The sequence below is a fragment of the Rhodocaloribacter litoris genome, from assembly GCF_011682235.2.
GTDB classification, from domain to species: domain Bacteria; phylum Bacteroidota; class Rhodothermia; order Rhodothermales; family ISCAR-4553; genus Rhodocaloribacter; species Rhodocaloribacter litoris.
Genome location: NZ_CP076718.1, coordinates 2,662,602 through 2,686,658 on the forward strand (window position 1 = coordinate 2,662,602; position 24,057 = coordinate 2,686,658).

Below are 24,057 nucleotides of genomic sequence, written 5' to 3' on the forward strand. Positions count from 1 at the left end.
CCTGGCTGTCCAACGAGCCAACGGCCAACGTTAAACGCTCAACGTTAAACGCTCAACACACATGAACCGACGCGAATCGCTCAAGCTGATGGCCGTGGCCTCGCTGGGGGCCGGGCTGGCCGGGTGTACGGAGGCGGACCTCCGGCGGGCCCGGGACGAGGTGGACCGGCAGATGGCCGACGGCGGGCTGGCGAACTACACGCCCCAGTTCTTCACACCGCACGAGTACGAAACGGTGAAGGTGCTGGCCGACCTGATCATCCCGGCCGACGGACGCTCCGGCAGCGCCACCGACGCGGGCGTGCATGCCTTCATCGACTTCACCGTCTGGGACCGGCCGGCCCTGCAGACGCCCGTGCGCGGGGGCCTGCGCTGGCTCGACTACCAGTGCCACAAGCGCTTCGGCCGGACGTTCCTCGACTGCACCGACGCCGAGCGCACCGAACTGCTCGACCTGATCGCCTATCCCGACGTCGCCCCGGCCGACATGAGCCAGGGCGTGCGCTTCTTCAACCTGTTCCGCGACCTGACGGCCTCCGGCTTCTGGTCGAGCAAGATGGGCGTGGAGGATCTCCAGTACATGGGCAACGTGCCGCGCGGCGAATGGCCCGGCTGCCCGCAGGAAGCCCTTGATCACCTCGGCGTGCAGTACACCTGACCCGGCGTGCCGTTCGTATTCCCTCCGGGCACCTTTGCCGGCGCCGCGCGTTTGCGGGGCCGGTGCATCTTTTTCGGCCCTGGTTACGTCGAAACGCATCTCTCCCCGGGGCGTTGGAAACGCTTCCGAATCATTGTGCCTGTTCGAACAGTGCTCATGTCCAATCCCGTAAAGCTCATGAACCGTCTCTGTACGCTCTACCTTGCGCTTTTTCTGCTCGCCGGCTTCGCGGCGCAGGCCCAGACCCTGCGCTCGGAGGAGGCCGGTGATCCGGCCCGCCGCGGCTTCGGCGGGGCCGTGGCCGCCGGGAACGACGAGGTCTTCGTCGGCGAACCCATGAACACGGCCACGCCCGGCTATACCTACGTCTTCCGCCGCAACGAGGACGGCACCTGGAGCGAGGCGGCCCGCCTCGAAGCCTCCGACGCCGTGGAAGGGGACCGCTTCGGCGCCGCGCTGGCCCTCGACGGGAACCACCTGCTCGTCGGGGCGCCCAACCAGAACCAAGGGGCCGGCGCCGCCTACGTCTTCCGCCGTGACGCCGCCGGCAACTGGACCGAAGTCGCCCGCCTGGCCATCGCAGACGGCGGAAGCTTCGGCGGGGCCGTCGCCCTCAGCGGGGACGTCGCCTTCATCGGGGCGGAAGGCTATCAGGACGACACCGGCGCGGTCTTCGTTTTTCGCCGCTCCGGCGACGCCTGGGTGCCGCAGGACACCCTGACCGGTGAAGCGCCCGGCGGTCACTTCGGCGCCGCGCTGGCCCTCGACGGCGACCTGGCGCTCGTCGGGGCGCCCCGGCAGGAAGACAACCTCGGCGCCGTCTACTTCTTCCGGTTCGAGAACGGCACCTGGACGGCCGGAGGGCGCCTGCCCGCCGACGGGCTCGAAGGCGATGCCCGCTTCGGGTCGAGCATCGGCCTGCAGGACGGCTATGCCCTCGTCGGGGCACCGCGCTTCCAGCGCTTCTCCGGCACGGTGCTCGAGTATGCCTTCGATGCGGAAGAGGGAACCTGGGTCCGGCAGGGGATGCTCGTCCCCTTCGATGCCGCTCCGCAGACCCGCTTCGGCACGGCCGTGGACGTCGACGGGGACGAGGTGTGGGTCGGCGGCCCGGGCGCCGATCGCTTCTCCGGCGCCGTGTACCGCTTCGAGCGCGATCCCCGGACCGGCACCTGGAGGCGGGTCCACAAGCTCAAAAGCGACGAGGCCGGCAACGGTGACTTCTTCGCCGCCACCCTCGATGTGCGCGGCAACCTGGCCGTCGTCGGCAGCGTCGGCGACGACGGCGGCGAGGGCACGGCCACCGTCTTCGAACGGGACGCGCAGGGACAGTGGCACCAGCAGGCCATCATCTTCAGCGAGGTCGCCAGCTTCGCCTCGATCACCGGCGGGCAGGTGAACTGCAGCGACGGCGCCGCCGCCGACTTCGGCTGCGGTAACGTGGACCTGCTCTCGTTCCTCTCCGTCAAGGACATCGGTGGCGGGCGCGGCACCCACCTGAACGACGTCTGGGGCTGGACTGACCCCGAGACGGGCCGCGAGTACGCCCTCGTCGGCCGGAACGACGGCACCTCCTTCGTCGACATCTCCGACCCCGTCAACCCCGTTTACCTGGGTGACCTGCCCCTGCACGAGGGCGCCCGTCCGGCCGCCTGGCGGGACATCAAGGTCTACCGGAACCACGCCTTCATCGTGGCCGACGGCGCCGGGCCGCACGGCATGCAGGTCTTCGACCTGACCCGCCTCCGGAGCGTCGAGAACCCGCCCGTCACCTTCACCGAGGACGCCCACTACGACCGCATCAACAGCGCGCACAACATCGTCATCAACGAGGAGACGGGCTTCGCCTACACGGTGGGAGGCAGCATGGGCGGCGAGACGTGCGGCGGCGGCCTGCACATGATCGACCTCCGCGAGCCGAAGAACCCGCAGTTCGCCGGCTGCTTCAGCCACACGGGCACGGGCCGGCAGGGCACCGGGTACACGCACGACGCGCAGTGCGTCGTCTACCGGGGGCCGGATGCCGAGCATCGCGGCAAGGAGATCTGCTTCGGGGCGAACGAGACGGCCCTCTCCATCGCCGACGTGACGGACAAGGCCAACCCGAAAGCGCTCTCGCAGGCCTCCTACCCGAACGTGGGCTACACCCATCAGGGCTGGCTGACCGAGGACCAGCACTACTTCTACGTCAACGACGAGCTGGATGAGTTGCAGGGCAAGGTCGCGGGCACGCGCACGCTCATCTGGGACGTCTCCGACCTGGACGACCCGCAGCTGCTGCGCGAGTATGTTTCGGAGAACAAGGCCAGCGACCACAACCTCTACATCCGGGGCAACCTGATGTACCAGTCGAACTACGTCGCCGGCCTGCGCATCTTTGACATCACCAACCGGGAGAACCCGGCGCTGGTGGGACATTTCGACACGGTGCCCTACGGCGAAGATGCACCGGGCTTCAACGGCTCCTGGAGCAACTACCCCTTCTTCAAGAGCGGTACCATCGTCGTGACCAGCATGCGCGAAGGGGTCTTCATGCTGAAGAAGAAAGACGTGGATCTCTGAGCGAGCCACACGGCATGCACGAGAAGGAAGGCGCGGAGGCCTCACCTCCGCGCCTTCTTTCGTATACCGGCGTCCCGGAATGCCTGTGCACGGTTCACGGCCGGTCGACGCTGCGGTCAGGCTTCCGCCACCAGGACCCCGCGCTCGATCAGCGTGGTGAGGATCGTCATGAAGGCCCGGTCGCCGAAGTGGGGGGCGAGGGTGGTGGCGTCGAGCGGTTCGGTGCCGGTGAGCAGCCAGGCCGCCTCGGTGGAGACGGTGTAGGTTTCGCCGGCGACGAAGAGGGCGGCGGTGCCGTCGGAATGGGGGATGAAGGCGAGTTCGGAGAGGGCCCGCCGGCGCAGGCGCCCGCCCGCCCGCAGCACCTCGATCACTTCCTCCGGGGTGATGGGTTCCTCGTCCGCCACGTCGTCTTCGAGGTAAGCCGCGCCGCGCTTCGGGGTGGTGATGAAACGCCCGAACCATTCGTCGAGGGCCTGGTCGTCCCGGACGAGTTCGCGGAGCACGGCCCGCACGTAGGCGCGTACCTCGGGACCGAGCATGCCCGGGTGGACCGGGGGCGTGAGGTCCGGGTCGCTGTAGCGTTGCCGGGCGTCGAGCCGGGTGAGCCGGTCTTCGAGGAAGCCGGTGACGAGGTCGAGGGGGCCCGGCGCGCGGAAGCCGACCGAGAAGGTCATGCAGTCGCCCAGGGCAACGCCCTCGTGCGGGATGCGGGGCGGGAGGTAGAGCAGGTCGCCCGGTTCGAGGACCCACTCGGCGTCCGGCTCGAAGTTGGCCAGGATGCGCACGTCGAGGTCGGGTACGAGGTGTTCCTCTTCGACGGGTTCGTGATGGATGCGCCAGCGTCGTCGCCCCAGCCCCTGCACCAGGAAGACGTCGTACTGGTCGACGTGCGGCCCGACGCCGCCGCCCTCCGGGGCGAAGCTCACCATGACGTCGTCGATGCGCCAGTTCGGGAGGAAGCGGAAACGGTCCCGCAGCGCCGCGACGGCCGGGACGTAGCGGTCCACCTCCTGCACGAGCAGCGTCCAGTGCGTCGGCGGCAGCCGCTCGAAATCCTCGGGCTCGAACGGGCCGTGGCGGAGTTCCCACGGATACGCCCCGCCCTTTTCGAGGATGAGCCGGGACTCGACCATCTCCTCGCAGGCCAGTGCTGCCAGTTCGTCCGGCCCGATGGGCGCGGTGAAGCCGGGCAGGGCCCCCCGGACCAGAAGCGGCTTCTTCTGCCAGTATTCGCGAAGGAACGCGGCCGGTGTGAGGCCGCCCAGGAGCGTGTCGGGCATGTCGGATTGCGGGTTGGGGAGGATGGGTTCTCGGCCGGCGACGTCGCCCGCATCGGCGCGGCGACGGCTTTTCGGCCCCCCGGCCGGCCTTCGCGGGGATCAGCACCCGATGACCAGCCAGCCGAGGGCCAGGAGCACCATGAGCACCGCCGCCAGCTTCACCCCCCGCTTCTGCACGGGGAACTCGTAGCCGCAGTACGGGCACACCTCCGCCGTCGCCTCGACGTCGAGGGCGCAGGCGGGGCACTCTTTCTGCTTATCGGCCATACCGGGAGCGAGGAAAAGCGCGAAAGCACCTCGTTAACGCCGGTGCAGGCGATGCGTTCTGCCGGGGCGGGGCGTCCGGCAGCCCGCCCAGGGTACCGTTCCCCGCCGGGGGCCGACTGCCACGCCGCGCCCGAACCGGCCTCCTCCCGCACAAACGATGGGCCGCTTCGCGCCTATGCTCCATATCCTGGCTCAACCCGGCGCTCGCCATGGAAACCCGGCAGGACCCCCTGGCCGCCTACCTCGCCCTCGAAGCCGAGTCGGACACTATAGCGGAGGTCATTTTTATTGAGGGCATAGCTGCTTAGCGAACGGCCCACTGTAGCCGCGGATCTGGACGCGTTGCGCGTCCCGTTAGCCCGGGCTGCCCACCTGTAGCCGCGGATCTGGACGCGTTGCGCGTCCCGTCGGTCCGGGCTTTCCTGTGGGCCAGGGGGCGCACCCGTGAAGGGTGCGGCTACATCGCGCTGCACACCGACGCCTTCAATAGCATGGACCAACGCTATAAGCACGAGTTCTGGCACGGCGAGATCGTGGCGATGGCCGGAGCCGGCCTCCATCACAACCGGATCACCGCCAGCACGGCGCGAGCCCTTGGTAATCGGCCCGGCTCACGAGAAAGGGTGCAGGATGGCAAGCGCAGGAAGCCCGCGCGCTTTAGGGCTATGTTGGCCGTGTAGGGCCGCGTTGGCCGTGTTACACGGCCCTTGCGGCCGGACGGCCCCATGAGATAGCCCATGTGGGAGGAATGCGCCTCTACTCAAAGCACAACCTCCTGTCTGAGAGCCGGAACTTTTGCAACGACACATGGAAAAACATTTTGGCGGTCGGGCAGACCGTAGCCGAACTGGACGCGTAACGCGTCCGATCGTTCGGCCATGCCTGTGGAGACAGTGTAAGACCAACCGGACGCGTCATGCGTCCGCTGGCTTTCATCAGCGAAGGCGACTGTCCTCGACGCGTACGCGTCGACATGAAGCAGGAATCCCACGTGCCCAGAGCCGTGGGAGTGTCAATGCCTGTCATCGGGCGAAACGCAGGGTTGCCGGCGAGACGGGCAGGGTGCCGCGCAGGCCGTGTAGCCGCGGGCTTCAGCCCGGGTCTGCCGGTGCGACCGGTGGACGTGTCCGTGTGGAGCCTGTACCGAGCAAGACCGGGGGGATTGCGCCGGTGAGCGAGCGTGGGCTCGACGAACTCCCGGGCCGTGAACGGGCTCAGCGGTACCGCTCGCTCCCCGGGGCCGGCTGCCACGGGGTGTCCGGCTCGAAGTGCTCCCAGAGCAGGCGGGAGACGTCGCGCAGGAGGACGAAGCCCTCGTTGTCGTGGTCCCAGCTGGTGTCTTCCTGGTTCTTGGTGATGACGGCGAAGACGTAGTCGCCGTGGGGGGCGTTGACGAGGGCGACCTCGGAGCGCGACCGGCTGACGGCGCCCTGCTTGGAGGCGGCCTGTACCGTCGGCGGGAGTTGCGAGAGGGCCTCGTCGTCCCAGTAGGTGCGCGTGAGGGTGCGGTACATCTCCTCGCTGGCGGCGGGGCTGACGGCCCGGCCCTCGCGGATCATCACCAGCAGTTCGGCGATTTCCCGGGGGGTGGTTTGGCCCCAGCCGTAGCGCTCCCGGGCGGCCTCGCGGCCGGGCGTGCGCGAGTTGACCCGCGTGTGCTCGAAGCCGTGCGCCGCCAGCCAGGCGTTGATGGCCGTGCCGGTGCCGCAGAGGTGTTGCAGCCACAGGCTCGCCGTGTTGTCGCTCATCGTGAGCATCAGCATCACCATCTTGCTCAGGGCGATCTTTTCGCCGTCTTTGAAGGAGCCCAGGAGGTCCACGCCGGGGTAGCGGAGCGAGTCGCGGTAGACGAGTTCCTGCTGGTAGGCGAGCTCGCCCCGCTCGATGGCGTCGAACGTCTTGATCAGGATGGGCACCTTGATCAGGCTGGCCGTGGGGAAGAGCGTGTCGGCGTGGATCGCGGCGTACCGGCCCGTGGGCAGGTGGCGGACGTAGACGCCGGCATCGCCCCGAAAGCCTTCGACGAGCCGTTCGAGGCGGGCCTGGAGCAGGGTGTCCGGGACGGACTGGGCCCGGACAAGGCCGGGCAGGAGGAGCAGGGCGAGGAGCCCGGCCCGAAGACGCTTCAGGGACATGGGATGCTCCGAAAGGGAAATGTGGAGTTTTGACGATTTCGTGGGCCGGGTGTGAAGCTCCGGCATTTCCTGTTTAGATTCAATCTAAAGATTTTTCCCCCACACCAACCCTCCCTCACCATGAAATCCGGTTTCTTTGCCCTGGTCCTGGTGCTGCTCCTTGCCGGCTGCGAGTCGTCTCCGCCACAGGCGCTGGTCATCTACTCCGGCCGGAGCCAGGCGCTCGTCGAGCCGCTCGTCGAACGGTTCAAGGCCCAGACGGGCCTGCCCGTCGAGGTCCGTTTCGGGCGGGATGCGGAGCTGCTGGCCGCCCTGCAGGAGGAAGGCGCGCAGAGCCCGGCCGACCTCTTCTGGGCCAACACGACCGGGGCGCTCGGGGCGGCGAGCAACGCGAACCTGCTCGTCGCGCTGCCCGACTCCATCCTGGAGAAGCCGGCCTCCTTCCAGCCGTCGAGCGGCCTGTGGGCACCCGCCACCGTCCGCTTCCGCGTTCTCGCCTACAACACCGAGGCCCTGACCGAGGACGACCTGCCGGCTTCGGTCCTGGACCTGCCGCAGATGGAAACCCTGCGCGGGCGCATCGGCTGGACGCCGACGTATTCGAGCTTCCAGGATTTTGTGACGGCGCTGCGGCTGCTCGAGGGCGAGGAGGCGGCGCGGGCCTGGCTGGAGGGCCTCCAGGCGCTGGAGCCCAAGGCCTATCCCTCCAACACGCCGATGATCCAGGCGCTGGCCGCCGGTGAGATCGACGTGGCGCTGACGAACCACTACTACGTGCTCCGCCTGACGCAGGGGGCCGCCGAGGGCGAGGCGCCGCCCGTCGCCCTCTACCATTTCGCGCCCGGCGACGTCGGCAACCTCGCGCTCGTCACGGGCGCCGGCGTGCTCGCCACCAGCGACAACACGGAGGCCGCGTTGCGTTTTCTCAGCTTCCTGCTCTCGGAACAGGCCCAGGCCTTCGCCGCGACGGAGGTCTACGAGTACCCGGTGGTTTCCGGCGTCGCGGTCCCGTCCTATCTCCTTTCGATGCCGGAGGCCCTGGCCCTCAGCCCGCAGTTCGACTTCGAGCGGCTGCGCGAGCTGGATGCGACGCTCAACCTGATGCGGGAAGTGGGGCTGTTGTAGCGGTTGAAAGGATGATACGGAGGGCGGAAGCGAGGACACCCGTATGAACCGACTTCTGTCCTTCGACCTGCGCACGGCGGCGTTCTTTCTCCTGCCGGCTCTGCTGGTCCTGGCCGGGGTGCTGGTGCCGCTCGCGTACCTGCTCATCCGGGCGTTCGAGGCGGATGCGGAGCTACTGCGCACGCTGGTGCTGCGCCGGCGCAACGCGGTCCTGCTGGGCAACACGCTGCTGCTGGCGGCCGGGGTGCTGGCCCTCGGCACGGCGCTCGCCTTCCCGCTGGCGTGGCTGACGACGCGGACCCGGCTGCGGGGCCGGCGCGTGCTGGCGGTCGTGGGCGTGCTGCCGCTGGCCGTTCCGGGCTATGTGATGGCCTATGCGCTGCTGGGCGCGACGGGCGGCAACGGGCTGCTGGCCGCCGTGGCCGGGCTGACGCTGCCGCGTCCCGGCGGCTACACCGGGGCGCTGCTGGCGCTCGGCCTCACGCTCTATCCCTACCTTTTCCTGAACCTGCGGGCGGCGCTGCTCGGGCTGGACGCCTCGGTAGAGGAGGCGGCGCGGGCGCTCGGCTACACGAACCGGCAGGTCTTCCTCCGTGTGATCCTGCCGCAGCTCCGGCCGGCGTTCCTGGCGGGCGGCCTGCTCATCGGCCTGCACGTGCTGGGCGATTTCGGCGTCGTCTCGCTGATGCGCTACGAGACGTTCAGCTACGCGCTCTACCTGCAGTATGCGGCGGCGTTCGACCGGGTCTATGCGGCCTGGCTGGCGCTGATGCTGCTGGCGCTTACCGGGGCGCTGCTGGTGCTGGAGGCCCGGCTGCTGCGGGGCCGGCGGTTCCACCGGGCCGGAGCGGGCGGGACGCGGCAGGCCCGTGCGGTGTCGATGGGCGGCTGGACGGTCCCGGCCTACGCCTTTGCCGCGTTGCTGAGCCTGGCGGCCGTCGGACTTCCGGTGGGAACGGCCCTGTTCTGGATGATGCGGGACGCCGGGGCGGCGGCCGGGTGGACGGCGCTGGCGGGGGCGCTGGGGGCGTCCGTGACCGCCTCCGTGCCGGCGGCGGTGCTGGCCGGTGCGCTGGCCCTGCCGCTGGCCTACCGGAGCGTCCGCCGGCCCTCGCCGGCTGCGCGCGTGCTGGAGCGCGTCGCCTACCTGGGCTACGCGACGCCGCCGCTGGCCTTCGCGCTGGCGTTCATCTTCTTCACGCTGCGGACCGCTCCGGTCCTCTACCAGACGCTCGCGCTGCTGGTGATCGCCTACGCGCTGCACTTCCTCGCCGAAGCCATCGGGCCGGTGCGGAGTGCGCTCTACCAGGCCTCGCCCCGGCTGGAGGAGGCCGCCCGCGCCCTCGGCCGAAAGCCGCTGCAGGCGTTCTTCACCGCTACGTTCCCCCTGCTGCGGCGCGGCCTGCTGGTCAGCATCGCCTTCGTGTTCCTCTCGGCCATGAAGGAGCTGCCCATCACGTTCCTGCTCTCGCCCATCGGGTTCGAGACGCTGGCGCTGGGCGTCTGGGGCGCCGCCAACGAGGCCCTCTTCGGCCGCGCCGCGCCCTATGCCCTGCTCATCATGCTGTTCTCCGCGGCTTTCGTCGGGCTGCTCCTGGCCGAACGGGACGAACTACGCGCCGGCTGAGGCGTTAGCGCCTCGCAATCCGGAGGCGTGAACGTCCATTTGCAATCTTCAATCTTCAATTTGCAATCTTACTCTTCTATCTCATGTCCCCGGTCCTGTCCATTCGTGCTCTGACGAAGCGGTTCGACCCGGCAGCCCCGCCGGCGGTCGACGCCGTGGACCTGGACGTGGCCGAGGGGGAGATCGTGGCGCTGCTGGGACCGAGTGGGTGCGGCAAGACGACGACGCTCCGGCTCGTCGCCGGCTTCGAGCGGGCCGACGCCGGCACGATCACGGTGGCGGGACGCCTGTTCTCGGAGGGGCCCCGGCGGCTCGTTCCGCCCGAGCGGCGCGGCCTCGGTATCGTCTTTCAGGACTACGCCCTCTTCCCGCATCTGACCGTCCTCGAGAACGTGCGCTTCGGCCTGCAGGCGCTCCCCCGGGCCGAACGTACGGAGCGCGCCCGCGAGGCGCTCCGCCTGGTGGGCCTGGCCGGGTATGAGGACCGCCGTCCCCACACCCTCTCCGGCGGGCAGCAGCAGCGCGTCGCCATCGCCCGCTCGCTGGCCCCCGCCCCCCGCCTGCTTCTCCTCGACGAGCCCTTCTCGAACCTCGACGCACTCCTCCGCCAGACCACCCGCGAGGAGATCCGCGCCGTGCTCAAACGGGCGGGCATGACGGCCGTGCTCGTGACGCACGACCAGGAGGAGGCCCTCTCGTTCGCCGACCGCGTGGCCGTCATGCGGCAGGGGCGGATCGAGCAGGTCGGCACCCCCGAGCAGGTCTATTACGAACCCCGCACCCTGTTCGTGGCGCAGTTCCTGGGGCGGACGAACCTGCTGCTGGCCGAGGCACACGGCACCGAAGCCCGGACGCCGCTGGGGCGCGTGGCACTCTCCCGGCCCGCCCACGGCCACGTGCTCGTCGCACTCCGGCCCGAGCACCTGACGCTCGACGTGCCCGAGCCCGGCCTGCCCGCCGGCGAGGTCGTCGCCCGCGAGTTCAAGGGGCACGACATCACCTTCCGCGTCCGCCTCGACGGCGCCGAGTATCTCGTCCACACCCACAACCGCATGGCGTTCCGCCCCGGCGACGCCGTGCGCGTGCGCCCGCTCGAAGCCGCCGTCGTGCTCGAAGGGCAGGGGGCGGTGCCGGCTCCGGCCGGCTGAGGCGCGCGTCAGGTCACCGGGTGGCGCGTCTGGCCCTCGCCCATGACGACGAACTTGCGCGTGGTGAGGGCTTCGAGGCCCATCGGGCCGTAGGCGTGGAGCTTGGTCGTGGAGATGCCGATCTCGGCGCCGAGGCCGAGCTCGCCGCCGTCGGAGAAGCGGGAGGAGGCGTTGACGAGGACGACGGAGGCGTCCACCTCGCGGAGGAAGCGGCGGGCGCGGCCCAGGTGGGTGGTGGCGATGACCTCGGTGTGGTTCGAGCCGTAGCGGGCGATGTGGTCGAGCGCCGCCTCGAAGTCGGGCACCACGCGCACGGCCAGGATGAGGGCCAGGTACTCGGCGTGGTAGTCGTCCTCGGTGGCGGGTGTCACGCCGGGCAGGAGCGCCTGCGTCCGGGGGCAGCCCCGCAGTTCGACGCCCCGCGCGCGGAGCGCATCGGCGGCCCGGGGCAGGAACGCCCCGGCGACGGCCTCGTGCACCAGCAGCGTCTCCAGCGCATTGCACACACCGGGGCGCGACGTCTTGCCGTCGATGAGCAGGCGCAGGGCCACGTCGAGGTCGGCGGCGTCGTCCACGTACAGGTGGCAGACGCCCTTGTAGTGCTTGATGACGGGGATGCGGCTGTGCTCGTCCACGTAGCGGATGAGCCCTTCCCCGCCGCGCGGGATGACCAGGTCGATGTACCGGTTCATCGTGAGCAGCTCGGCGATGGCGGCGCGGTCGGTGGTGGGCAGCAGCGTGATGGCGGCCGTGGGGATCCCCTCGCGCGCCAGGCCCCGGTGGAGCGCCGCGGCCACGGCCTGGTTCGAGTGAAACGCCTCGGAGCCGCCGCGCAGCACCACCGCGTTGCCCGCCTTCAGGCACAGCCCGGCGGCGTCGGACGTGACGTTCGGGCGGGCCTCGTAGATCATGGCGATGACGCCCAGGGGGATGCGCATGTAGCCCACCTCGATGCCGTTGGGCCGCCGCCACATCGCCGTGATCTCGCCGACGGGGTCGTTGAACGAGGCGACCTCGCGGAGGGCCCGGGCCATCCCCGCCAGGCGCTCCGGTGTGAGCGTGAGGCGGTCGATCATCGCGTCGGAGAGGCCGCGCGCGCGGGCGGCGTCCACGTCGCGGGCGTTGGCGGCCAGGATCTCGACTTCGGCGGCGAGGAGTTCGTCCGCCATCGCGTGCAGGGCGCGATCCTTGGCGGCGGTGGACAGGTTGGCCACCTGCCGGGCGGCGTCGCGGCAGGCCCGCACGAGGGTTTCGAGGTCGGTCGTGACGGTCGTTTCGGTCATGGTTCGTGGGGTTCTGGCGTGTCCGGCCGGTTCGGTACGGGGTCGAGGAGGACGAGGTCGTCCCGGTGGATGATGACCTCGCGCGTGACGTAGCCGAGGCGCGTTTCGATCTCGGCGCTCTGGCAGCCCCGGATGCGGCGCAGCTCATGGTCGCCGTACTGGCTCAGGCCCTTGGCGACGGGCTCGTCGGTGCCGTTGCGGCGGCAGACGACCAGCACGGCGTCGCCGGCCTCGAAGCGCCCCTCGACGTCGACGATGCCGGAGGGCAGCAGCGAGGCGCCGCGTGTGCGGAGGGCCTCGGCCGCGCCGTCGTCCACCACCAGGCGGCCGGCCTCGGGGAGCGTGTGCATCAGCCAGTGCTTGCGGGCGGCCAGGGGCGTCTGCTGCCGGCGAAAGAGGGTGCCGCGGACGGTGCCGGCGAGCAGCCCGTCGAAGTGGGCACCCACGGTGCCGTTGACGATGAGGGTGTCGATGCCGCGGGCGGTGGCCTTGGCGGCGGCCTCGACCTTGGTGCGCATGCCGCCGGTGGCCATCGGCCCGCCCGCCCCGCCGGCCCGCGCCAGGACGGCGTCGTCGATGCGGGCGACCTCCGGGATGAGACGGGCCGCCGGATGCGTGCGGGGGTCGGCCTCGAAGAGCCCGTCGACGTCGCTGCAGATGATGAGCAGGTCGGCCCCGGCGAGTACGGCCACGTGGGCGGCCAGGTTGTCGTTATCCCCCACCTTGAGCTCCTCGACGGCCACCGTGTCGTTCTCGTTGACGATGGGGAGGGTGCCGCGTCGCAGCAGCTCGGCCAGCGTGTTGCGGGCGTTGACGAAACGGCGGCGGTCGGCGAAGTCGTCGTAGGTGAGCAGGAGCTGGGCGCAGGGCACGTCGAAGAGGCGCTGCCAGAGGGCCATGAGCAGGGGCTGCCCGACGGCCGCCAGCGCCTGTTTTTCAGGGATGGAACGCGGCCGGCGCGCCCGGTCGGCCAGCGCCCCGCGCCCGGCGGCCACGGCGCCCGACGAGACGAGGATGAGCTCGCGGCCCTGCCGGCGGCTCTCGGCGATGAAGCGGGCCAGCGGCAGGAGGTAGCGGGTGCTGCACCGCCCCTCCGGGGCCACGAGCGTGCTTCCCACCTTGACGACGGCCCGCCGCCAGGCCGGCACCGCTATGGCGTCTGAGGACACACGCATCCGTTCGACCGACGTGGCTTGTGTAAAAGGCAGGAGAAACAGTATACGTGGCGTCCCCACCTTTGCCAAGCCGGCGGCTGCACCGGAAGCGCTTCGGCCGGATTTTCTCACGAAAAAGTGACAGGGGCGTGGTTCAGGGCTTGCACCGGGCGGTACGTCATCCGAATGCCCGATATGAGCCGGGGGCGGGCGCCGGGCCCGCCGTGGTGACAGACCTGCAGGATGGAGGAGTGACGGAGGTCAGGTATAGCAGAGGTCATTGTTAATGAGGGCATGGCTGCTCTTAGCGAACGGCGCACGTGTAGCCGCGGATCTGGACGCGTTGCGCGTCCCGTCAGCCCGGGCGCGCCGGCGGACAGGGGCGCACCCGTGAAGGGTGCGGCTACATCACTCTTGGCAACGACGCCTTCAAGGTCTATGACCCCTGCTATACCCTGTTTCAATACCTAAAAGGTGCGATTAAAAGCTGAATTCAACGGTGGCTCGTTGAATTCAACGATTCGTTTCAATACCTAAAAGGTGCGATTAAAAGATCTCGGGTAAGAAGTTCATGGTCGAGGCAGCACCGTTTCAATACCTAAAAGGTGCGATTAAAAGCTGCTCTTGGGTTTTGCCGCTTCCACCACCGCCTCTGGTTTCAATACCTAAAAGGTGCGATTAAAAGGCCCGCGTGCTCATGTTCTTGTACGGGCTCCGCTTGAGTTTCAATACCTAAAAGGTGCGATTAAAAGCTGCGTGAGGCGGCCCTGCTGGCAGGGCACACGCAGGTTTCAATACCTAAAAGGTGCGATTAAAAGGCCCATCCAGCAGGTCACCCTCGCCAACCCCCTCTGTTTCAATACCTAAAAGGTGCGATTAAAAGGGCTACAGCGGCACCATCACCAGCGTCATCCTCACCGTTTCAATACCTAAAAGGTGCGATTAAAAGATCCTGCTGACCCTGGCCGAACCCCATGCGGTTCATGTTTCAATACCTAAAAGGTGCGATTAAAAGGGCTACAGCGGCACCATCACCAGCGTCATCCTCACCGTTTCAATACCTAAAAGGTGCGATTAAAAGGGACTCGGAGGAACCAACCTGTCTTCAGCAATAGAAGGTTTCAATACCTAAAAGGTGCGATTAAAAGGCCCTCCTTGGCCTCCTGCGCCATCTGGAGGCACGTCATCGTTTCAATACCTAAAAGGTGCGATTAAAAGTGTGCTCGGGGTCGGCGTGCGTGCCGTCGTACACGGTTTCAATACCTAAAAGGTGCGATTAAAAGTCAAGCGGGCCCGTCTGATCGCAGAAAAGGCCGACGTGGTTTCAATACCTAAAAGGTGCGATTAAAAGTCCGCCCCCCGACTTTGCTCCCCCCCCTTTTTTTTATCGTTTCAATACCTAAAAGGTGCGATTAAAAGCATCCCACTCGACGCCATCACCGATTCGCCGTATCAAACAGTTTCAATACCTAAAAGGTGCGATTAAAAGGAGGCCGTCGCGGGCGCCGAGGCTCATGTATTCGAGTTTCAATACCTAAAAGGTGCGATTAAAAGGAAGCTCTATGAACCCGGCAACGATCTCTTCCTCCCTGTTTCAATACCTAAAAGGTGCGATTAAAAGCCGTCCAGGACTACCGCGCCGCCGCCCGCTACGAGAGTTTCAATACCTAAAAGGTGCGATTAAAAGTCTCCAGATTCTGCCGTGCTCACCACCTTGTCCCAGGGTTTCAATACCTAAAAGGTGCGATTAAAAGTTGCCAGATACCAGAACAGGCAGGTGCGCGCCACACGTTTCAATACCTAAAAGGTGCGATTAAAAGTTGAGCAGAGGGTGGTGGCGCTACCCCGCAACATGCGTTTCAATACCTAAAAGGTGCGATTAAAAGCGGATAACGTGTCCCAGCGCCTCGTCGAACTGCTGCCGTTTCAATACCTAAAAGGTGCGATTAAAAGCTGGCGCGCCGCGCCAACGACATTTTCAACCAGGAGTGTTTCAATACCTAAAAGGTGCGATTAAAAGCCCCGGCGTCCGCGTTGGTGCGGATCTGGTACGCCAGTTTCAATACCTAAAAGGTGCGATTAAAAGCGGCCTGGCTGCGTGCCGGGCTAGGGCGTGCCGAGGAGTTTCAATACCTAAAAGGTGCGATTAAAAGTGCTGGCGGCCGCCCTGGAGGACTCGGGACTGTTCTGTTTCAATACCTAAAAGGTGCGATTAAAAGCCGATGTACACGTCAAAATCCGTGCTCGCGTAGACCAGGTTTCAATACCTAAAAGGTGCGATTAAAAGCTGCAAGAGGCCATGCAGCGCGATGACGCCACGCTGGGTTTCAATACCTAAAAGGTGCGATTAAAAGTGTGAGACGGGTATGACCGAGGAGGAGGCCGAGGAAGCGTTTCAATACCTAAAAGGTGCGATTAAAAGTGTGAGACGGGTATGACCGAGGAGGAGGCCGAGGAAGCGTTTCAATACCTAAAAGGTGCGATTAAAAGCTACTGCCGGCCTCGTCGAGCAGGTTGTCTACGCCCTGTTTCAATACCTAAAAGGTGCGATTAAAAGGCGTCCCGCGCATCCTGCCCGTACGCCCCCGTGTCGTGTTTCAATACCTAAAAGGTGCGATTAAAAGCAGCACCTCGGCACAGCTCATCGTCCCTGTCTGCGTCCGTTTCAATACCTAAAAGGTGCGATTAAAAGACGTGCGCCGTACCCGTAGCGTCCGAGATGCGGCCTAGTTTCAATACCTAAAAGGTGCGATTAAAAGCTGGGACCGGTTCGAGCCGGGCTCCCTGGGCGAGATCGTGTTTCAATACCTAAAAGGTGCGATTAAAAGCCACCTACATCGACGCGGGCGGCGTCGTGAAGACGGTGGCCTCGTTTCAATACCTAAAAGGTGCGATTAAAAGCCCACGGCGTGCGCCTACCGCGACGCCCGCCTCCTCGTTTCAATACCTAAAAGGTGCGATTAAAAGGGCGTCCCGTGGCGCAGGGGGCTGCCCAGGTTGAACGTTTCAATACCTAAAAGGTGCGATTAAAAGCCGCAACACCGACCCTGCCAGCCCGCTCGTCGCTATGTTTCAATACCTAAAAGGTGCGATTAAAAGTCGCCTGCGCCCCTCCTCGACGCGCACCATGTAACGTTTCAATACCTAAAAGGTGCGATTAAAAGGTTCGTGGCGGCCTGCGCATCCTGGCTGCGCCGCCCGTTTCAATACCTAAAAGGTGCGATTAAAAGCGTCGTTGGCGACGCGGTAGATGGTGTACTTCGAGAGTTTCAATACCTAAAAGGTGCGATTAAAAGCCGGCGGCGAGGCCCCGCCCGAGCAGGGCGGCGTCGTTTCAATACCTAAAAGGTGCGATTAAAAGTCTCAGTTTGGTACGAACGAATGTGACGTCAGCCAGCCGTGTTTCAATACCTAAAAGGTGCGATTAAAAGCCTCGACGACCGCCTGAGGCGATCCACCGGAGGGTAGTTTCAATACCTAAAAGGTGCGATTAAAAGCCCCGTCACGGACCACATGCTGCCCCACGAGACGGGTTTCAATACCTAAAAGGTGCGATTAAAAGCTCCTGCCCCGCGTCAGCATCACTCCCGAGTTTTTCGTTTCAATACCTAAAAGGTGCGATTAAAAGCCGAGGGCACGATCTCCCTGGCCCAGCCATTCACGCGTTTCAATACCTAAAAGGTGCGATTAAAAGCGGTCTCCGCGATGGCCTCGGCATCCTCGCGGGCCCGCGTTTCAATACCTAAAAGGTGCGATTAAAAGCGCATCGCCCGGCTGCACGCCCGCATCGCCAACATCGTTTCAATACCTAAAAGGTGCGATTAAAAGAGGAGCCACAGGCCGGAGAGGCGTACCGGCGATCCCGGTTTCAATACCTAAAAGGTGCGATTAAAAGGCGGCATCGCGGACTACATCCGCCGCGTCACGCACAGTTTCAATACCTAAAAGGTGCGATTAAAAGGGGTCAGGACCGGCCCGTGGGGGACATCGACACGCAGGCGTTTCAATACCTAAAAGGTGCGATTAAAAGACGGGCGGCCCACGTTTTTCAAGAGCTGGGTTCCCGTTTCAATACCTAAAAGGTGCGATTAAAAGTCGACGAGGGCGTCGATGACGGCGAGGGCCTGCCCCGGTTTCAATACCTAAAAGGTGCGATTAAAAGCTCGAGCTGTGGGACGAGGAGCATGAGATCATCACCGTTTCAATACCTAAAAGGTGCGATTAAAAGTCGCATGGTCGTCCGGCACAAGAGCGAAACCCTGGAAAGTTTCAATACCTAAAAGGTGCGATTAAAAGTGGCGACGACGAGGCCGACGACCTCGTCCGCGTCATCGGTTTCAATACCTAAAAGGTGCGATTAAAAGTCCGCGGTTCAAAGAGCAAAAACACGCCTCTTGATGAAAATAGGCGGCTTTTGGTACAATGTCAAGGTATCTGTCGTCGTCGGCCTCCGGTTATCCGAAAATCCCGGGACTCCGACGACTCTTTCCAAGTATTTGTTTGTAAAACACTTGGATTGAGGGGCATGCCCGAGATTCCTTCCTTGAGGCATTAATCCTCAAGCCGTGGCCCGGTGGACGACGACCCTGTTTTTAGTGTATCTTTAATAAAAACAGAATACTGAATGCCATATTACATTGCCGTCTACGACATTAACGTACGACGTGTCGCCAAGATGCTCAAGCTTTTCCGGCGCTATCTGACCTGGGTGCAGCGCTCTGTCTTCGAAGGCGAGTTGACCGAAGCCCAGTTCCGTCGCTTGCAGCATGAAGTCAGGCGGCTCATGAATCCCGAAGAAGACGTGGTCATTTTCTATGAGCTGCGCGACGTGCGCTACAGCCGCCGCCTGGTGCTGGGCACCGAACAGGGCCACCGCGACCGGTTCCTCTGATCACCACCACATGTGCAGACCCTGATAGGGCTCGTTCTTCGGGTCCAGCAGGTGCCGGATCAGCTTGTAGCATTCCAGCCGGATCAGGCGCTCATAGCTGACGTGTCGCTCCAGACGGCGGTGATGAACCGTCTGGCGCAATCGTTCATCCCAGTACCGGACGAAAATCCGCCGTCCCGCTTCTTTCAGATACACCCCGCCCAGTCGCTCTTCAAAGTGCCGGGGAGTCACCTCACCGGTTTTGACCAGCCGAAAGATGGCGCGATCGACCAGGATAGGCTTGAAGATCTCGGACAGGTCCAGCGCCAGCGAAAAGCGCCGCGCGCCCGGCTCGTGCAGATAGGAGATGGTCGGATCCAGCGCCGTGCGGTGAATCTGGCGAAGGGTGGTCGTGTAGCAGAGGCTGTTGCCGAAGCTGATCAGTGCGTTGATCTCGTTGGAGGGCGGCCGCCGCTCGCGCTTTTCGAAGACAAAGGCTTCGCCGGGTCCGTCGGACAGAATCGCCGGCCAGACGCCGTAGTAGGCGTCTCGGCTGCGTCCTTCGATCCCCATCAGTTCGGAAATTTTCTCGGCGGACCTGAGCTGGGCGCGCTCCTGCTCGATGGTGGCGATGGCGGCGGAGACGGTCTCCCGGCGCGTCCCTTCCAGACGATTGACATAGTACCGCAGCACGCGCAGCAGGTTGTAGGTGGCCGCCTCCACGATGGCCCGCGCCAGATAAAGCCGCCGCTTCGTTCGCACATAGTGCAGGACCTGTTCGATACGCAGCCGCCCGCTGTGCAGGTGGTCGCGCGGGATGTAGGTGCCCGTGTAGTTGCCGTAGTAGTCGTAGAAGTGCGCCGGAATGTCGTGGCGTGCCAGAAACGTGAGCAGTTTTGAGTTCAGATCGACCTCGCCGAAGAAATACAGGCTTTCAATCTGCTCGACCGGAAAGGGGATGCGTTCGCCGCTGGGCGTGCCCGATGGCTCGCCCGTCTCGTCCTGGTCGTCCGGGATGCGCTCGCCGGCGGCTTTTTCGAAGAAGAGCGTGTTCTGTCGCCGGCGCAGGCGCCCGCTGGAGAAAATGTAGTAGGGACGCTTCATCGTTCAGGGGGCTGACATTCGCGGGGAAGCAGCGAAAGCAGCCGGGCAAAGCAGGTCAGCGTTGCCGCGACGTCGGCTGCGCAGTAGCGGCGCACGCCTTCGATCACCCGAAGCACAATTCCTCATACGCACATTTTTTGCAGAAGCGGCGGTTTTCGAGGCGAGGTGGTGGGGTGGGTAGGGCAGCCGTCTGATGCAGCTCCTGCACGAGCGTGCGCAACCGGGCTTCTTCGTCTGCGGTGAGCGTGACGGCTTCGGTGCGGCGCTGGCGGGGAAAGTTGAGCTGGCCTTCGAAGGGACGACCGTCGGGCCGCGTCACACCCCGGAGCTTGAGCAACCACAGGTAGAAGCGGAGTTGCCAGCGGTGCGCTTCGAGGCCGGAGGGACTCCGTTTCGTCTCATGGAGTACGCCGTCGCGCAGCTCGGCCCAGTCGATGCGTCCGGCCAGCCGGAGCCCTTCGTGGCCTTCCACTTCCACATTCACGTGCTGCAGCTCGTCGGCATAGGTGGTCTCGTCCAGCAGGCGTCCCAGCGCCACGGCCTCCGACTCCTGCTCCATCCAGAGCCCATGCACGGCCAGCCACGCCTTGCGCCGACAGAGCACAAAGTAGTTCACCAGCGTGCCGGTGATGGAAAGCTCAGGCATGGTCCCTTCCTTGCGCCCAGCGTCTGTTCAGATTCACAGCATAAACGATGCGGTATCATTTCTGATGTCTGGCTGTAGCCCCAGACAGGGATCGTACTTGCAGTCGGCCACCCACACCCGGTACTCCTGCAACCGCGTCACTGCATTCTGCTGACGCAGGGCATGAAAGCGTCCCTGCGAAATCGGCACGAGCAGCCCGTAGGCTTCGACATACTCCCCGCGTTCGGCTCGTCGCAAGAACGCCTCCTGGAGCTGCAGCGGAAGCACTTCGTAGCCATCAAACAGCGCATCGAACTGATCCTCCAGGTTCGGATCCGACTCAAAAGCCACCAGGTGTTCCGGACCGGCTACCGCTTCGTAGGAAGAACGGCCACGCGCCACCTCCTGTTGAAGCGACGGTACTTCGAGCTCGTACACCGCATCCAGCCATGCGCCAATCGTTGCCTCATCGATCATCTGTCCATCAAACCGTTCGAGGTGCGCCACCGTGCGACGCATCAGCGCTTCCTGGCGATACGGCCAGGTCCAGTCCATGGCTTCTGTCATCACAAAAACGGGACGCTCTTTGAAATGTCGCCGGCGGTTTACCCGCCCGAAACGCTGCACCAGCGCTTCCAGAGGGGCCGGATCGGTGTAGATCGTATCGAAATCGACATCCAGGCTCACCTCCACGACCTGTGTGGCCACCACCACGAAGCCGCCCTGACGTGGCTGTCGATCGACCCGCGCCTGCAAGACGGCCTCTCGCTGCAGCCGATCTTCGGCCGTAAATCGGCTGTGCACCAGCAGCACCGGATCGTGCTCGGGATCACAACTTTGCGGCCACGGGCTGTTCAACCGTACAGCCAGCGCTTCGGCGAGCTGCTGCGCAGCGGCTACCAGGTTGGTTACGACCAGCACGGCCTCACCCTGCTGCACACGCCGAACGATCTCGTCCAGAACGTGCCCATCCGCCAGCTTTCCTTTTTTCAGAAAAAGGCGATGGCGACAGAATTGCTTGTACAGCTGACTGTCGGCCGACTGCCAGACAACCTTCAGTTCCCGCTCCAGCAAGTCGCGCAGCCAGGAAGGCATGGTAGCCGTCATTACGGCCAGGCGCACGTCAAAATGCTGTTGCAACATAGAAAACAGTCCCAGTAGCAGCCCGAGCCGAAAGGGTTCGTAGCCGTGAATTTCATCGACGATCAGATGGGCTCCCTGGAGCATGGCCCACTGCCCTTCGTAGCCTGGCAATCGGAAAGCCGCCCGCAGTAACTGATATGGTGTGGCCAGCAAGACGGGCTGCTGATGCAAGCGCCCCAGCGCCTTGAATCGCTGCGCCTGCTGATAGGCCACCACCTGCTCGGTAACCTCGTCGCGAATCAGCTCCCGGTAAACCGCCTGGACGGCCCGGCTATGCAGCAGCGCCACATCATCCCTGTTCAGGCCATATTTATCGACGAAACGCTGATACATCGCATTCAGGCTGGCCTGGTATGGAAGCAGATAGCATACAGCGCCCCGGCGGCCTTCCTGAAGCTGACGGCGCGCCCAGAGCAATGCCGCTTCCGTTTTTCCGCTTCCGGTAGGCGCGGCCAGCAGCAGCGAGCCCACATGCTCGGCGGCCGTTTGTTGATGCGTGTACCAGCCGGATCGGCTGGACGGCAACGCCTTCGCAACGCCGTCCAGATCAGGCGCCTTCAACGGGGGAGCCTGCGCACTGGCGAGGCGATCGGCCTGCAGCATGAGGCCGCGTACAAACAGCGCCTGCCGCCGACGCTGCCATGCGTACCGGCGCTCCCTGCGTGCAGGCCGACGCTGGCTCCGAAAGTACTGGCGATAACAGGCAAGCGCCTTCCGAATACGATCCGGCCCATTGCTCAGCAACACCGGCACGTCATTGAGCAGCACGTGAAGCGAGGGCGCCTGCACGTTCAGGCGCTCTGCCGAGACTATCCCGGGCCATTCCTCAGCAGTCCAATGGGCCAGCGCCTCTAACCTTTTTTGATCCATTTCCAGCCAGCGCTCATCGATGCCGCTGTCGGCCGGATCTTCCACTTCGATGTACTGGCGGGCCAGCACCGGGTAATCCCGATGGTGGGCGGCCACGGCGGCCACCGCCAGCGGATAGCGCAGGTCGTCTGCCGGCAAGAGCCAGTCCAGAAACGCCAGCGAGAGCATCTCGTGGCGGTAGTTCCATTTTTCTCCGCTCTGGAGCATTTCCTGGAATCCCCGGGCAGCCTTGCCGAAATCGTGCACCCAGGCGGCGGCAAACAGCGCGTCCCAGAGGCCGGGCAGTTCCAGCTTCTCCTCCAGATCGGGCATGCGCTCGCGCAGCTGCCGCAACCGCGCCACCACCTGCCGGGTATGGGCCGGGAGCGACTCCCCGCCCCGGGCTGCGCTTTTCGCCAGCAGGTCTTCCGCTTCCATACAGCTTAACGGAACGCGTGGAAATAGAGCAAATGCGGTTCGTTTGAACCTGGCGCTTCTGTCCAGCACGGTTCCGGCGCGTCCGACTCCAGATGGACCGGTGCATCCAGTGCCAGAAACCAGTCCCACGCCACCTGATGCCGGCTTCTCGGGGTAATGAAGCGCGGCATATAGAAAGCAGGAGCCAGCGGTGCCTTTTCCCGAAAGCTTACCGGAAGCAGTCCGGGCACCAGCCATCCTCTACGCGCGGCGTGCAGCCTCACTCGTTCGACCCGTCGTACGCTGACCAGCTCCTGAGAGCGGCCCAGCGTCAGGATATAGCAGGGGTTGCGAAATGCCCGGTAAAGTGCCTCCAGTTCGTCCCCGGTCACGTACAGCGTAAGTCGAGGATGCACCAGCCACTCACGCGGAAGAATGTTGCTTGTCGCTTCCAGATTCTTCCGGGCGGCTTCGCCACGCGTGGCCGTATTGGGTTGAACAAACCAGATTGTCTCCACATCGTCCACCCGATGACGCGCGCACTCAAACCGGTAGGCAAACTGTAGTGCCTCCGGATCCGGGAAACGCCCCAGCGCCGCGCTGATCAGGCCGTAGATCGTAGAGGGCGGCGGCATGGGGTAGGTGGGCTGGCGGCCGATCAGAAAATGCGGATGGCGAAACGACGCGACCGGACCCGCCAGATCAACTTTGACCGCTTCCAGGCGAGCTTCGTTCATGCCAGCCATTCCGGATGACGTTCCAGTTCTTCAGCAAGCCGCGCAAAAACCCGGCGGGGATGTCCCAGTACCACGCCATGGGGATAGGCCTGCTGTAGCGTCTCCAGGTTCTGTTCCAGCTCCTGACGCCCCTCCGACGCATACCCTTCCACCCAGCCGATGTACAGCGGCGACAGAATCTGGTCGCCCCAGACCTCACCGATTTCCTGAAAAGCCTCCAGTACGGGCCGCGCCAGTCCCTGGCGATCTCCGTCGATCGTGTAGTAGAACGGATTGTTACCGCCCCGCACGACGGCCATGATCACCACCACCGGATTCACATCCGTGTAGTGCAACGCATGCTTGGCGCCCCCGTCCACCACCGGCATGGCCGAAAGCAATGCGCGAATACGCTGCAGACGCACTTCGTCCGGAAGCCGATAGGCCCGGTTGGCCTCATCGTGCGCCAGGCCTCGCGTCTCGGCCAGCTGGCGCCGCACCTCATCCAGATTCAAAAAGCCGGTGCGGTTTTCGTAGGTGAACACGCCGATTTGCCCGAGGTCGATGGAAAACATACCCTTGAGCGACGTGCGATAGAACTGGTGTTCGTGCGGGACCGGATCGCCCTCATGACGGCTCATGGTCCCGAAATCCTGCACGAGCTCATCGCTTATGGCCACCAGCGTCCCTACCCGGAAGGGCGAAACGCGCGTCACCGTCTCTTTCGTCTCGGTGGCGTCTGCGAAGGCCGCCCGACTGTCCGCGGCTTCCACACTTTTGCCCGGCGCACGCATGTAGCCAAACACGTCGTCGTCGGCATACTCGATGGGATTCGCGTCCGTGTAGGCCACCTTTTTCTCCCGGAAGATGGGCGCGACGGTCCATCCCTCAGGTTGCAGTTGTTCCAGCGTACGCCGCAGCCAGTAGCGGTAGGCCTGGGCCGACACGTACGGATAGCTCCGGCCGTTAATGCGAAGCGCTTTGACCACCACAGCGTTTTCTGTGGTGTTTCCGGGCTGCATACCCGCGTTGTTCAGCGCCGAGGCCGGCGCGTGAATCACCTGGATCCCAGCAATGAATGCCATGGCACT

General features: G+C 64.7%; 16 protein-coding genes and 1 CRISPR repeat array. Of the genes, 6 read left to right on the forward strand and 10 right to left on the reverse strand.

Features of this window, described 5'->3' with window-relative positions; genetic code table 11:
- Positions 1–61 precede the first annotated feature (61 nt).
- Both GQ464_RS11160 and GQ464_RS11165 read left to right on the forward strand, forming a co-directional pair.
- Positions 62–658: a gluconate 2-dehydrogenase subunit 3 family protein gene (locus GQ464_RS11160; protein WP_166979220.1), complete on the forward strand. Its 597-nt coding sequence runs from the start codon at positions 62–64 to the stop codon at positions 656–658.
- Between the two features lie 177 nt (positions 659–835).
- The gene (locus GQ464_RS11165; protein WP_228350221.1) at positions 836–3,220 is read left to right on the forward strand and encodes a choice-of-anchor B family protein; all 2,385 of its coding nucleotides are present in this window, start codon (positions 836–838) and stop codon (positions 3,218–3,220) included.
- A 116-nt stretch (positions 3,221–3,336) separates the two neighbouring features.
- Here the strand turns inward: GQ464_RS11165 and GQ464_RS11170 are convergent, their stop codons facing one another.
- The 3 genes from GQ464_RS11170 to GQ464_RS11180 all read right to left on the reverse strand — a co-directional run bounded on the left by GQ464_RS11170 (position 3,337) and on the right by GQ464_RS11180 (position 6,905).
- Positions 3,337–4,503, reverse strand: coding sequence for a cupin domain-containing protein (locus GQ464_RS11170; RefSeq protein ID WP_166978348.1), 1,167 nt, complete (start codon positions 4,501–4,503; stop codon positions 3,337–3,339).
- Between the two features lie 99 nt (positions 4,504–4,602).
- The gene (locus GQ464_RS11175; RefSeq protein WP_166978346.1) at positions 4,603–4,770 is read right to left on the reverse strand and encodes a zinc ribbon domain-containing protein; all 168 of its coding nucleotides are present in this window, start codon (positions 4,768–4,770) and stop codon (positions 4,603–4,605) included.
- 1,214 nt (positions 4,771–5,984) lie between these two features.
- Positions 5,985–6,905, reverse strand: coding sequence for a serine hydrolase (locus GQ464_RS11180; RefSeq protein WP_166978344.1), 921 nt, complete (start codon positions 6,903–6,905; stop codon positions 5,985–5,987).
- Positions 6,906–7,025: 120 nt separating this feature from the next.
- Between GQ464_RS11180 and GQ464_RS11185 the strand changes: the two genes are divergently transcribed.
- The 3 genes from GQ464_RS11185 (at position 7,026) to GQ464_RS11195 (ending at position 10,805) form a co-directional block, all read left to right on the forward strand.
- Complete coding sequence (locus GQ464_RS11185; RefSeq protein WP_166978342.1) at positions 7,026–8,030, forward strand: iron ABC transporter substrate-binding protein; 1,005 nt, start codon at positions 7,026–7,028, stop codon at positions 8,028–8,030.
- A gap of 43 nt (positions 8,031–8,073) precedes the next feature.
- The gene (locus tag GQ464_RS11190) at positions 8,074–9,657 is read left to right on the forward strand and encodes an ABC transporter permease (protein WP_166978340.1); all 1,584 of its coding nucleotides are present in this window, start codon (positions 8,074–8,076) and stop codon (positions 9,655–9,657) included.
- Between the two features lie 83 nt (positions 9,658–9,740).
- The gene (locus tag GQ464_RS11195) at positions 9,741–10,805 is read left to right on the forward strand and encodes an ABC transporter ATP-binding protein (protein WP_166978338.1); all 1,065 of its coding nucleotides are present in this window, start codon (positions 9,741–9,743) and stop codon (positions 10,803–10,805) included.
- 8 nt (positions 10,806–10,813) lie between these two features.
- Here the strand turns inward: GQ464_RS11195 and GQ464_RS11200 are convergent, their stop codons facing one another.
- Together GQ464_RS11200 and proB are read right to left on the reverse strand one after the other, a co-directional pair.
- Positions 10,814–12,088 carry a glutamate-5-semialdehyde dehydrogenase gene (locus tag GQ464_RS11200; RefSeq protein WP_166978336.1) on the reverse strand — a complete coding sequence of 425 codons (1,275 nt, stop codon included), beginning with the start codon at positions 12,086–12,088 and terminating at the stop codon, positions 10,814–10,816.
- Positions 12,085–13,263 (reverse strand): glutamate 5-kinase, encoded by a 1,179-nt coding sequence (proB, locus tag GQ464_RS11205; RefSeq protein WP_166978334.1) that lies wholly within the window; start codon positions 13,261–13,263, stop codon positions 12,085–12,087. The genes GQ464_RS11200 and proB overlap by 4 nt, the downstream gene beginning before the upstream one ends.
- 436 nt (positions 13,264–13,699) lie before the next feature.
- Positions 13,700–17,606: direct repeats of the CRISPR family, unit length 30 nt; unit sequence GTTTCAATACCTAAAAGGTGCGATTAAAAG.
- A gap of 260 nt (positions 17,607–17,866) precedes the next feature.
- Between proB and cas2 the strand changes: the two genes are divergently transcribed.
- Complete coding sequence (gene cas2, locus GQ464_RS11210; protein ID WP_166978332.1) at positions 17,867–18,133, forward strand: CRISPR-associated endonuclease Cas2; 267 nt, start codon at positions 17,867–17,869, stop codon at positions 18,131–18,133.
- On the opposite strand, the gene cas1b is transcribed toward cas2, so the two are convergent.
- From cas1b to cas7i, 5 genes are all read right to left on the reverse strand, one after another.
- Complete coding sequence (gene cas1b, locus GQ464_RS11215) at positions 18,134–19,216, reverse strand: type I-B CRISPR-associated endonuclease Cas1b (protein WP_166978330.1); 1,083 nt, start codon at positions 19,214–19,216, stop codon at positions 18,134–18,136.
- 103 nt (positions 19,217–19,319) lie between these two features.
- On the reverse strand, positions 19,320–19,862 hold the full coding sequence (gene cas4 / locus GQ464_RS11220) for a CRISPR-associated protein Cas4 (RefSeq protein ID WP_166978328.1): 543 nt from the start codon (positions 19,860–19,862) through the stop codon (positions 19,320–19,322).
- Positions 19,863–19,895: 33 nt separating this feature from the next.
- The gene (gene cas3, locus GQ464_RS11225; protein WP_166978326.1) at positions 19,896–22,271 is read right to left on the reverse strand and encodes a CRISPR-associated helicase Cas3'; all 2,376 of its coding nucleotides are present in this window, start codon (positions 22,269–22,271) and stop codon (positions 19,896–19,898) included.
- 5 nt (positions 22,272–22,276) lie between these two features.
- Positions 22,277–22,987 (reverse strand): CRISPR-associated protein Cas5, encoded by a 711-nt coding sequence (gene cas5, locus GQ464_RS11230; protein WP_166978324.1) that lies wholly within the window; start codon positions 22,985–22,987, stop codon positions 22,277–22,279.
- Positions 22,984–24,051, reverse strand: coding sequence for a type I-B CRISPR-associated protein Cas7/Cst2/DevR (cas7i, locus tag GQ464_RS11235; RefSeq protein WP_166978322.1), 1,068 nt, complete (start codon positions 24,049–24,051; stop codon positions 22,984–22,986). The genes cas5 and cas7i overlap by 4 nt, the downstream gene beginning before the upstream one ends.
- Between the last annotated feature and the right edge of the window lie 6 nt (positions 24,052–24,057).

Excerpts from the sequence above, each read along its gene's own strand:
- GQ464_RS11160 (WP_166979220.1), top strand. The coding sequence starts at position 62 with ATGAACCGACGCGAATCGCTCAAGCTGATGGCCGTGGCCTCGCTGGGG.
- GQ464_RS11165 (WP_228350221.1), top strand. The coding sequence starts at position 836 with ATGAACCGTCTCTGTACGCTCTACCTTGCGCTTTTTCTGCTCGCCGGC.
- GQ464_RS11170 (WP_166978348.1), bottom strand. The coding sequence starts at position 4,503 with ATGCCCGACACGCTCCTGGGCGGCCTCACACCGGCCGCGTTCCTTCGC.
- GQ464_RS11175 (WP_166978346.1), bottom strand. The coding sequence starts at position 4,770 with ATGGCCGATAAGCAGAAAGAGTGCCCCGCCTGCGCCCTCGACGTCGAG.
- GQ464_RS11180 (WP_166978344.1), bottom strand. The coding sequence starts at position 6,905 with ATGTCCCTGAAGCGTCTTCGGGCCGGGCTCCTCGCCCTGCTCCTCCTG.
- GQ464_RS11185 (WP_166978342.1), top strand. The coding sequence starts at position 7,026 with ATGAAATCCGGTTTCTTTGCCCTGGTCCTGGTGCTGCTCCTTGCCGGC.
- GQ464_RS11190 (WP_166978340.1), top strand. The coding sequence starts at position 8,074 with ATGAACCGACTTCTGTCCTTCGACCTGCGCACGGCGGCGTTCTTTCTC.
- GQ464_RS11195 (WP_166978338.1), top strand. The coding sequence starts at position 9,741 with ATGTCCCCGGTCCTGTCCATTCGTGCTCTGACGAAGCGGTTCGACCCG.
- GQ464_RS11200 (WP_166978336.1), bottom strand. The coding sequence starts at position 12,088 with ATGACCGAAACGACCGTCACGACCGACCTCGAAACCCTCGTGCGGGCC.
- proB (WP_166978334.1), bottom strand. The coding sequence starts at position 13,263 with ATGCGTGTGTCCTCAGACGCCATAGCGGTGCCGGCCTGGCGGCGGGCC.
- cas2 (WP_166978332.1), top strand. The coding sequence starts at position 17,867 with ATGCCATATTACATTGCCGTCTACGACATTAACGTACGACGTGTCGCC.
- cas1b (WP_166978330.1), bottom strand. The coding sequence starts at position 19,216 with ATGAAGCGTCCCTACTACATTTTCTCCAGCGGGCGCCTGCGCCGGCGA.
- cas4 (WP_166978328.1), bottom strand. The coding sequence starts at position 19,862 with ATGCCTGAGCTTTCCATCACCGGCACGCTGGTGAACTACTTTGTGCTC.
- cas3 (WP_166978326.1), bottom strand. The coding sequence starts at position 22,271 with ATGGAAGCGGAAGACCTGCTGGCGAAAAGCGCAGCCCGGGGCGGGGAG.
- cas5 (WP_166978324.1), bottom strand. The coding sequence starts at position 22,987 with ATGAACGAAGCTCGCCTGGAAGCGGTCAAAGTTGATCTGGCGGGTCCG.
- cas7i (WP_166978322.1), bottom strand. The coding sequence starts at position 24,051 with ATGGCATTCATTGCTGGGATCCAGGTGATTCACGCGCCGGCCTCGGCG.